General features: G+C 45.2%; 10 protein-coding genes and 2 pseudogenes. 4 read left to right on the top strand and 8 right to left on the bottom strand.

Annotated features, from left to right (window positions below; genetic code table 11):
• The first annotated feature begins 435 nt into the window (after window positions 1-435).
• The 3 genes and pseudogenes from AC5JL8_RS38540 to AC5JL8_RS38530 all read left to right on the top strand — a co-directional run.
• A complete protein-coding gene (locus AC5JL8_RS38540) occupies window positions 436-585 on the top strand; it encodes a hypothetical protein (protein ID WP_495884942.1) in 150 nt (49 codons plus the stop codon).
• Between the two features lie 36 nt (window positions 586-621).
• Entirely contained in the window at window positions 622-1,281 is a 660-nt protein-coding gene (locus AC5JL8_RS38535; protein WP_495884941.1) for a hypothetical protein, read from the top strand.
• Window positions 1,251-1,480 (top strand): annotated as a pseudogene (locus AC5JL8_RS38530) (cyclase family protein); the annotation flags it as partial. The gene AC5JL8_RS38535 and the pseudogene AC5JL8_RS38530, both read left to right, overlap by 31 nt.
• A gap of 602 nt (window positions 1,481-2,082) precedes the next feature.
• Here the strand turns inward: AC5JL8_RS38530 and AC5JL8_RS38525 are convergent.
• Genes AC5JL8_RS38525 through AC5JL8_RS38505 form a run of 5 tightly spaced genes read right to left on the bottom strand, consistent with a single transcriptional unit; the run spans window position 2,083 to window position 7,704 of the window.
• The gene (locus AC5JL8_RS38525) at window positions 2,083-2,922 is read right to left on the bottom strand and encodes an XdhC family protein (RefSeq protein WP_495884940.1); all 840 of its coding nucleotides are present in this window, start codon (window positions 2,920-2,922) and stop codon (window positions 2,083-2,085) included.
• Between the two features lie 13 nt (window positions 2,923-2,935).
• On the bottom strand, window positions 2,936-5,056 hold the full coding sequence (locus tag AC5JL8_RS38520; protein ID WP_495884939.1) for a xanthine dehydrogenase family protein molybdopterin-binding subunit: 2,121 nt from the start codon (window positions 5,054-5,056) through the stop codon (window positions 2,936-2,938).
• Window positions 5,053-6,039, bottom strand: a complete 987-nt coding sequence (locus AC5JL8_RS38515; protein ID WP_495884938.1) for an FAD binding domain-containing protein — start codon at window positions 6,037-6,039, stop codon at window positions 5,053-5,055. Before AC5JL8_RS38515 ends, AC5JL8_RS38520 begins: the two co-directional genes overlap by 4 nt.
• Window positions 6,036-6,770: a 2Fe-2S iron-sulfur cluster-binding protein gene (locus AC5JL8_RS38510; protein WP_495884937.1), complete on the bottom strand. Its 735-nt coding sequence runs from the start codon at window positions 6,768-6,770 to the stop codon at window positions 6,036-6,038. Before AC5JL8_RS38510 ends, AC5JL8_RS38515 begins: the two co-directional genes overlap by 4 nt.
• A gap of 37 nt (window positions 6,771-6,807) precedes the next feature.
• Entirely contained in the window at window positions 6,808-7,704 is an 897-nt protein-coding gene (locus tag AC5JL8_RS38505; RefSeq protein ID WP_495884936.1) for an AraC family transcriptional regulator, read from the bottom strand.
• A 208-nt stretch (window positions 7,705-7,912) separates the two neighbouring features.
• On the opposite strand from AC5JL8_RS38505, the gene AC5JL8_RS38500 reads away from it, so the two are divergent.
• Entirely contained in the window at window positions 7,913-8,926 is a 1,014-nt protein-coding gene (locus AC5JL8_RS38500; protein WP_495884935.1) for an NAD-dependent epimerase/dehydratase family protein, read from the top strand.
• A 218-nt stretch (window positions 8,927-9,144) separates the two neighbouring features.
• Here the strand turns inward: AC5JL8_RS38500 and AC5JL8_RS38495 are convergent, their stop codons facing one another.
• The 3 genes and pseudogenes from AC5JL8_RS38495 to AC5JL8_RS38485 form a co-directional block, all read right to left on the bottom strand.
• Window positions 9,145-9,471 (bottom strand): ASCH domain-containing protein, encoded by a 327-nt coding sequence (locus AC5JL8_RS38495; RefSeq protein WP_495884934.1) that lies wholly within the window; start codon window positions 9,469-9,471, stop codon window positions 9,145-9,147.
• A 148-nt stretch (window positions 9,472-9,619) separates the two neighbouring features.
• Window positions 9,620-9,790, bottom strand: a complete 171-nt coding sequence (locus tag AC5JL8_RS38490) for a hypothetical protein (protein WP_495884933.1) — start codon at window positions 9,788-9,790, stop codon at window positions 9,620-9,622.
• Window positions 9,759-10,291 (bottom strand): annotated as a pseudogene (locus AC5JL8_RS38485) (bifunctional DNA primase/helicase); the annotation flags it as partial. The pseudogene AC5JL8_RS38485 and the gene AC5JL8_RS38490, both read right to left, overlap by 32 nt.

Genomic DNA, 10,291 nt, shown 5'->3' with positions numbered 1-10,291 from the left:
TGTTAGCGTAAGATGCTCGCTAACTACTCTCCCACACCTTTTTTCGTTCACCCCCACAGGGCGAACGCACAAGATTTTTGAAACCCTTGCTGGATAAGGATATTGACGAAAAAATAGGCTAAATTAAAAAACGCCCAAACCCTTGCTATTAAAGGATTCTTATACTTTAGATGCGTTTGCCCTGGGCGATCGCTGCCTTCACAAGATAAGCGCCATTTCCGGTTTCTGTTCCGTCGCCGTAACTTCCGGTCATCCGCAAAAAATGAACCCTTGGCTTTACCTGCTGTAACTAGTAGTCTGCCAAGTAAACTTTGCGTGGTGGCAGGCTGGGGAGGCTGGGGAAGCTGGGGGGCTGGGGAGGGAGGAATTTTCTCCCCCTGCTCCCCCTGCTCGACCTACATCGCAAAATTGGATCGGTGAACTACTAGTGAGCAGTTGAAGGAACGGCAACGGGCTGAAGTAGAGCGATTGGTTGGTGAAGTATCGCCCGAAGAGAAACAGCAATTTCAGGCAGCGAAACGCCAAAAGCTCAGGGAATTTTGGTCGCAAGCACCCCAAGAAGACCAAGAAAATATGCCGTTTTAGCCAAACCAGTTTTGACAAATATATGGAAGGTGGAATATGAGCAGCATTGCCTCTACTGATAAATTTTCTGTCCTGGCGATTCTGCGCCGGGAGTATCTTGATATCACTGGTAACTTCTGTGCGGCCAAGCTGATTGAATACTTCAGGCATTGGACAAAATGGAAGCTGAAAAATCACCGTACTCCTTGGATTTATCAGCCACTCAAACGGATTTACGCTGACCTAATGGGTGAGCATAGCCTTCACGTTATCCGAAGTGCGTTCGCCCTTGGCGTTGGCGCAGCCATCGCTCTGCTTGAAGAAATGGACATTATCTCAAAGCAGAAAAATCCAGGTAATGGGCAGGATCGGACATGGCAGTATAAATTGAACTTTGATGTACTTAATAAACTGCTTGAACCTCGCAGAGGCAAAACTGAACCTTCAAGATTCAATGCAGAACAATACCACAGAAACCATACTCAAGCTTCAAAGCCACAGCAACACTCTGCTGTTGAGCTTGAAAAAAGTGAGCCACTTGCAATCTTGGCGGTTCCCGTCGATTGCAAAGTGGCGAACCCTCTGGATGAGGAAGTGGAAACCGAGATTTTGGAGTGTGACCAGGAAAGGGTTTGTCAAATCCCAGAACCAGAGTTACCCGAAATTACTCACTTCGTTGATGAACAAAAAAACGACAAATTGCAGGTGTGGGAATAGATACTCATGGTGTAGACCCTGGACACGATCCTAGCGGGTGCTACTAACCGTCTGGTGTTGGCACAGTCTGGTATTGTACTAGAAAATCTTACCAATTTAGACCAATTACCAACCAAGGGTACTAAACTTGCGATCGCAGTTCTGAGATTACGTGGAGGTTCACCCTTCTCCTGTAGGCGTGTTGGCTTTCGTACCTTAACTTTTGTGTTGGTTGTGTTGGTTAGGCACAAGACTCGAAAAATGCCCCGCTGTACCATAAATAACTGACACGGGATTTGCTGGGATTTGCTGACCTACACCGCCGCTACCCAATCGCACCCCACAGACTTACAACCATCTGCAAAGTTCATCCATACTTGCCACTGACTCAAATATCCATTCCATACTGGCCCACCGGAAAGGAGGGCACTTGAAGCTCTTGAGGCTCTTGAAGCGCTTGGGAGAATACCCTCACCTAGTGGTCAGAAGCCTCCTTTTTTAAAAGGAAGAAACAAAAAAACAATACATCCTTGCTTGAAGCCTCTGTGTTTACGCAGAGGTTTACCCCCCCTGCTCCCCCTGCCCTCTTTTTTCACGTGACACCAAATACTCATATCTTTTCTGCAATAATACAGATCATTCCATTGAGAATTTCATTTTTAACGATCTTTAATCCTATGTCTTGTAACTGGCTACAGACCCAATCTTTATCTAGCCTTAGCTTTGGGTAAGAACTAGTTTTGAGCATCCATTTCTCTGCTTCCTTGCGGTAGAGTAAATCGTATACCTCCACAATGTCTTGATGATATTCAAGAAAACAAGTCAAAATGGTTGTTTCATTACTTTTGTTTGCGGTGTTAACAAATATTGGTAAGAATTAGGATCGTCTGGTTCACACCAGAGAATTTGGTCAGCTTGGGGAAAGCGATCGCCCCTTAAATATCCTGGGCGATGATCAATTACGGTAACGTGCCAACCCAGATGTTTAGCCAATTGCACTACGGGAATCGCATCATATCCTGCTCCAAATACGAGTAGTGGTACTAATGGCTCAATGACCTCGATCAACACATCAATTTGCCCTTGGGGTATGGCATAGGATTGTACGCGAGTTTGTTTTTTCTCCAGTACATGGCGAGCGTCTGTTTCTACAGTTTGAGCAATCACAGCGTTAGAAATATGATTGATGACAGTGCCATCCCATTTCAGCATCAGTCGAGAACCAACTGTAATATCTGGTACTCCTACTATTTTAAAGACAGTGGCGATAACCCCTGCTTGCCCAGACTGCAAACAGTCTTGAATGAAAGACATCTGGCTGGCAGCAGTTTCATCGCCCAGAGATTCAATTAAAACATCCACAACGCCATTACACCCCAAACCAAAACCAAACACAATGTCTTCAATAGATGTAGTGTCATATCTGACTACCACCGGCTCACCACCGTAGAACATAAGTGATTGCGCCCGTTCAAAAACATCGCCTTCCAAACAACCGCCGCTAATCGCACTAATCATCTGTCCATCTTCAACCAGTAGCATTCGCGCTCCTGGTCGGCGATAAACCGAGCCACTTGTTTGTACAACTGTTGCTAAAGCAGTAAGCTTTCTGGACTGTTGACTTTGTGCAAATGCTTTCAAGATATGCTGTAACTCATTCATACTTATTGCCTACTTACTGAGTAATCAACTTATCTAATGTGAATGGTAAACTCCGTAATCGCTTGCCTGTGGCATGATAAATAGCATTAGCGATCGCCGCCGCTACACCTGTAATCCCGATTTCACCAACACCACGCACCCCCATCGAATTGGCATTCAGATCCGGCTCACCTACAAAGACTACTTCAATGCGGGGAATATCTGCGTGTGTTGGTATGTGGTAAGTTGCTAGGTCATAAACGACGGGGTAGCCACTGGCGGGGTCAAAATGGCATTCCTCCATCAGTGCTTGTCCAATTCCCATAATGACACTGCCACGTATTTGACTGGCAGCGGTTTTGGCGTTGAGAACTCGCCCCACATTGATCACCGATAACCAGCGAGTCACCTTCAAGCGTCCGATTTCTTCATCTACACTCACCTCGCAAAAGTGTGCGCCCCAGGAATAAAAGGTAAATTTTTTATCCTTGTCATTAGGAGTAGTTGAAGCAGTAACTTCAATAGCTGCCCTTCCCGACTGACGCAACATAGCGATCGCCTCTGTTGCTGTTTTCGCTTTAGCTTGTTTGAGCAAGTCTTGGCAAGCCTGCATAACAGCAGGCATGAGAGAGCCTGCCATTGATGAGCCACCCGCCAAGCCACCATCAGGCATAATTGAGTCGCCTAGTTCTACGCGCACTTTCTCCACAGGTAGCCCTAAAGCTTCCGCCGCCGTCATCGCCACTATTGTATAAGTGCCTGTGCCGATATCGTTCCCAGCCGTCAACACATGGGCAGTACCATCAGATAATAGTCGTACCTTGGCTGCACCTGCCCGCCGATAACCAGGGAAACTGGCCGCAGCCATCCCCCAACCGCTTTGTAACCCATCACGAGTAATAGCTCGCGGTTGTTTGGGACGCTGACTCCAGCCAAATTTCTCAGATCCCACTCGCAAGCTGTCGGCAAAGTGTTTGGCAGAGAATGGTAAATTTGTCTTTTGATGCGCTTGAGTTTCATTTAGGAGGCGTAGCTGTACGGGGTCTATCTGCAACGTCCAGGCTAATTCATCCATTGCTGACTCCAACGCCCACATCCCCGGATTTTCACCTGGTGCGCGCAAATATGTTGGCGTGGGGACATTTAGCACTGCTAAATCTTGCTGTAAGTGGAGATTTGGCACATCATACATTACAGGTGGAATACTGGTGCAAGGTTCGACAAAGTTCTCTACTGGCGAAGTAGCATTCCTAACAATATGTTCAATTGCCATCAGCTTGCCCTTGGAGGTAGCTGCCAGACGTAGTATTTGCTCAGTAGAAGCGCGGTGTCCTGTATTGGTAGTCATTTGGCGACGGGAAACCACCACTTTTAAAGGACGATTAATTTCCCGTGCTACGGCTGTACAAAGAATGGCGTGAGACCAGGGAAAGATTTTGCCCCCAAAAGAACCGCCAATATAAGGAGTGACTACGCGGACTCGTTCCACGGGAATATTTAACAAATCAGCATAGGTACGTTGCAAGATTACCACCCATTGCGTCGGCTCATAAATTGTCACCGAGTCGGCATTATGCCAATGAGCGATAATAGCATGGGGTTCTAGGGGAGAGTGCAGTTCTACCTCTGTATTGTAAGTAGCCTCCACAGTAGCGGCTGCTCCTGCTACCACTGCTGCAAAATTGTCCTTGGTTAACTGTCCTTTCTGGAACTCATAATCTTTTTGATTGGTATAGCTGGCTTTGTTGGTGTCAATCAGGGGGGGCTGTATTTCATACTCAACTTGCACTAAATTGGCAGCATCACGCGCCCGCTCTAAAGTGTCAGCAACCACCAATCCAATGATTTGACCAGCATAATAGATGCGGTCATCAGACAAGGGTAATCTGGATTCAGAAATTTTAGATGCTTGCCAGTCATTAGCAGGGTTAAAGATTTTAGGGACATTGCGGTGAGTGAAGATAGCCAAAACGCCGGGCGATCGCTTAGCTGCCCCCACATCCATACTGCGAATACGTCCGTTAGCAATGGTTGCAGTCACCAGATAACCATACACTAGCCCCGGAATTTGATGTTCTGCGGCATAGGTTGCACTTCCCGTTACCTTTGCCCGTCCATCTTTGCGACTTACAGATGTACCAATTACTTTACTCATGCTATTCCCTCTCCTTTAGCTGCAACGGCAATCGCTCGGCGAATGGCTCGTTTCGCCAATTCAACTTTGAACTTGTTGCCAGTCAGTGGTTTAGCATCTCGCAGGGCAAGGTCTGCTGCTTGCCGTAAAGTGGCATCCTCCACAGATTTCCCCACTAAAAACTGTTCCATTGGCAACAATCGCCAAGGCTTGTGGGCTACACCACCCATTGCCAATCGTGCATTACGGATGCGTCCACTAGAAACATCAACGGCTGCGGCAACAGAAACTAAAGCAAAAGCATAGGAGGCGCGATCGCGTAGTTTGAGATACACCCCAGATTGAGCAAAAGGCAGAGGCGGCAAGATTACGGCTGTAATTAACTCCCCAACTTCTAAATTAGTATCGCGTTGTGGGGTATTACCGGGAAGGCGATGAAACTCCGCAAAGGGAATCTGCCGCTTGCCTCGTGGCCCTTCCACTTCCACTACAGCTGCTAAAGCTACGCACATATCAGAAGGATGCACTGCCACACAGCGATCGCTTGCCCCCAAAATAGCATTACTACGGCTCACACCAGTTATAGCCGGACAGCCAGACCCCGGTTGCCGTTTGTTACACTCAAATGCAGTGTCGTAATAGTAAACACAGCGAGTACGCTGCATCAAATTACCCCCAACAGTAGCCACATTGCGAATTTGTTGGGATGCACCAGCCAGAATCGCACGGGACAACAGAGGATATTTGCGCCGGATTTGGGGATGATCTGCCACAGCAGTATTTGTGACTAATGCCCCAATGCGGATGCTTCCCTCTGGCGTGGTTTCAATTTGCTTGAGATCCAGGCGAGACACATCAACCAGTTGCGATGGCTGATCCAAAAACACCTTGAGGCGATCAACTAGATTTGTACCTCCGGCGATTAATAGGGCAGATGGGTTGTTTGATGAGTGGGCGATCGCTTCTGACACAGATGTCGCACGGACGTAAGAAAAATTTTTCATGTCTCTACCTCCGCCGCTTCCCGAATCAGCACGAGGGCATCAGGGGGAGGTGGAGTTTGTCCAGCTACTTGTTGTACTGCGGCCACAATGCCGTTATACGCACTGCAACGACAGAGATTCCCACTCAAACGTTCTCGGATTTCCACTGCTGATATATCTGCCAGTTTTGGAGGATGGGTCAAATCAGGCGTTACCACGCTGGTTGCACCGCGCTGAACTTCATTAAGTAGGGCAACAGACGCACAAATTTGTCCTGGCGTACAGTAACCACACTGAAATCCGTCATTTTCTATAAATGCAGCTTGCACTGGATGCAATTGTTCACCCCTTGCCAAACCCTCAACCGTCATGATTTGTTTGCCTTCCTGCATGATCGCTAACAAAAGGCAGGAGTAGACGCGCTCTCCCTCTACTAGTACGGTACAAGCACCACATTGACCGTGATCGCATCCTTTTTTCGTGCCTGTGAGTCTTAAGCGCTCTCGCAGCACGTCTAATAGTGTTACACGCGGCTCAATCATCACAGTATGTGCTTTTCCATTAATGGTCAGCGTTACCTGCGCCTCACCTTGGATAGGAGAACTGAGATCGGGAGCAGTTTGTGTAGTTTCCCTAGCTTCGACATTATTGAGCAACTTGGGAGCAGCGATTGCAGTTCCGGCCGCAGTCAAAGCTTGACCCAAAAACCTGCGTCGGGAACTGGCCAAAGGTTTTCTTTGATCCGGTGGCATCGTTTCTTACTTCAAAATTTTTGTTGAGAGCGTCGGTTTAAGCATGACGTAACTCAACGGCTGGAGGATAGTAAATTTTGGACATAGCTCGCTCTACTAATCCACGACGCACAATTTCATCTGACAAAGATTGTTGCTGTCGATAATATTTAGATGGAGTTGTGTGTAGAAAATATTTGAAGTCTTTAATGAAATGATTCTGATCGTAGTAGCCGAGGTCTAGGAAGAAAGATGAATCTTGATGAGCGTTCGCGTGGAATTGTTTGTAGGTATTTTTAAACCGCACAATGCGGGCAAAAGTCTTAGGACTCAACCCAACGTATGTTTTGAACTTTCTTTCTAAGGTTTTATAATGTATGTCAAGATACTCTGTCAGCGAGTCAATGCGAAGATTACCTTGTTGTTTGAGAATTATTTGTAATGCTTTGCTAATGAGAAGTTCGGGCAAATCTGCTATTAAAAGTCGCTTCAAAAAAAATTTGTTGAGTAAGTTAATTTTAGATTGATCGGAATCTGCTTCATAAATCTGTTCGTATAATTCTTGCAACACGTCAATCGATAATTCATCTGGTTTCAATATCTGGTTAGCTAATAAATTAAGTGGCTGATGCAGCAATACAAATAAACCAATAGGCTTCATCTTCACACCTATCTGATTTAAACCAGGATTAAGATCAACCATCACTGAAAAATCCCGCTCACCAACGATCTGAACTTTGTCGATTACACGCTCAATCTGCCGATGGGGATCGTGCCAGGAATAAGGCGTTCCATAATTGAGGATAAGTTCAGCATAACCATCTGGAAGAATTAGTTCTCGTCTGGGTTTGCTGACTTTGGTGTTTCGTAAAATCCAATAACAGCCAATATAGGGAGTTAATAGTGGGTCTGGATGAATAACCTGATAGTATGGGATATTTTTTATCTCTTGCATAAAAAGGCTATCATTGACGGATAAATTTTTTGATATTTAGCAAATTGGATTTATATACAAGAAAATCGTCTAGGTTTTACTAGATTGCTCGACCTCACATAGTCTACTTAGGCTATATTTGCATTTAGATAGAATTATAGTTGAAATCCATTAGACCATAAAGGTATTTAAAGTCTTCTTATAGCTAGCTTTTGATTGGGATGGAATTATGAAAGTATTAATTCTAGGTGGCACTCAATTTTTAGGACGACATTTTGTAGAGATTGCTTTGAATCAGGGATATCAAGTAACTTTGTTCAATCGAGGGCAAACCAATAACAGCTTATATCCAAATGTAGAAAAATTAGTCGGTGATCGCGTCAAAGGCGATCTTGCAGCTTTGAAAGGAAGAAAATGGGATGTTGCCATTGATACTGCTGGCTATTTTCTAAATCTGCCTCAATTAGTGCAGGAGACAGCAGAACTATTAAAAGATTCAGTAAGCACTTATGTTTTTGTTTCTACTATTAGTGTCTATGCTGAATTTCAAACCAACGCAGATGAAATGCTACCGCTTTACCCCATTAATCAAGAGCCTCCTCAAGAAATGAATGCAGAGGCTTATGGCACGCTCAAGGCTATGGCAGAGTCGGTAGTTCAAAAAGTCTACGCTCGGCGAGGTTTAATTGTTCGGCCAGGATTGATTGTTGGGCCTTATGACAATACTGGGCGTTTCACTTATTGGATACGCCGAATTAGTCAAGGTGGAGAAGTATTAGCTCCTGAGAGTCCTGAGTTACCTGTGCAATATATTGATGCGCGAGATTTGGTGCAATGGATTTATCGGCTAATATTAACTCACAAAAACGGAGTATATAACGCTGTCGGGCCTGATTACTACCTAAAACTGGGACAATTTTTAGCAACTTGCCAGCAAGTAACTAGCAGTAATGCAACATTCACATGGGTTCCGCGAGAAATTTTAGAATCATACAAAGTAGAACATTGGCAAGAATTACCCTTATGGCTTCCACCAAACTTGCAAAACACATTTCCTTGTTTAAGTAATAGCAAAGCACTGACAAATGGATTAAATTTCCGTTCTTTAACCCAAACTATTCATGATATTTGGCGATGGGATCTAGTCGAGCAACTAGAATATGCCAGTGGATTATCACGAGATAAAGAAACAGCTATACTTCAATTTATGGATAAAAACAATATAATCTACCATAGTTATTAGCTACTTTATTCAGTAATAATCAAACCCAAATTCAGGATATCAAAGCTTAAACTTGTTCCTGTGAATTTAGAGCCATCATGGGAGAATAAAAATATGGATTTGGGTAATTTCAATAATTCTATGAAGTAGAATTTGTCCCACCTAATTCAAAATTGGTAGAGGAATTTAATGCTCAATCAAAGCAAATTGCGTTGGTGATGGGAGAAAATATTGTTTAGTCATGCAACCGCCTCCATGACCAGTTCATCCGGCACTTCAAAAATTCCCAATTGCCCAATGTAAGGAATTGGTGTGATCTCGCGCGGATTCTCCAGCTTCCAGTGGTACTGCCCAGGCATCCCCCAGCCAGACGCAACTTGTGAAAACTTGCAATCAACTATTGTGACAACGCCAATAACTTGTCCGCGACGTAGAGAGATTAATTCGGGGATTACTACCCCCATCCCTTGGCAAAATTCTCTTGCTACCTGGTACTCTTTCTTGGTACAGGTTTTTGCAGCGTGAATCAGAATGTCGCCGCGATAATTGATAGTGTACAGTGACAAATTAAATGGCGTTGAGACAAATTCGTGCCATTGAGTTAAGCTTTATCCAGTTTAGGCTTGCAACTATTGATGTTGACATAGCTTGAAATTTCCGTGTGACTTTTAAGCTTAACGCTCTTTGAATGCAAGCTTTACACCTTCAATGAGATTAATTTGGCACAGCGACAAATAAAAAGTCACTGTACATCCGCGCCCACTCGAAGGGTACACCACCTACTTGCGCGGTCACGGTATTCTTGCCTTTGTCCCAACAAACAAAAGAGTGCGATCGCCCCAAGCCCAACCCTTCACCCCATCCACTGCACCCAATCGGGAGCATCTGCAACCAACTGGCCAAATTTAAGAGGCTCAACCTCATCAAACTCCAGCATCACGCCCCAACGCTCGTCACTCGTTAGGGTCTTGAGAAACTCTTTGACTGATTCCACACCATACTCCACCCTCTGAATCACTAACTGAGCATAATATTTAACCTGCTGCCACCAAGAATCATAGGGGTTTTTCTGTCCGTCCATACCCCCCCGATTATTACTTCCATCTTCATTAATGGGGGGTGTGGACAGAGCGTTGATGCCATAAATAGTCTGCATTCTAGCTGCATAAGCCGCGTGTTTGTCCTGTTCTTCCTGCCGCCTCCTTTGTTTCTCCTCTCGCTGCCGTTGGCGATACTCCAAAACCCGCTTTGCAAACACCACATCATCAGTATTCAGTCGATAATACCTAATCCGTTTGCCATCCTCAACGGGGCGACGGAACTCAGTAGACAACCCAAGTTGTAAAAGATACTGGCTCAAAATCCACACTGGGGTTTCCTCAAGCG

This window comes from Mojavia sp., from assembly GCF_059505145.1.
This window is presented reverse-complemented; position numbering and strand designations above follow the sequence as displayed.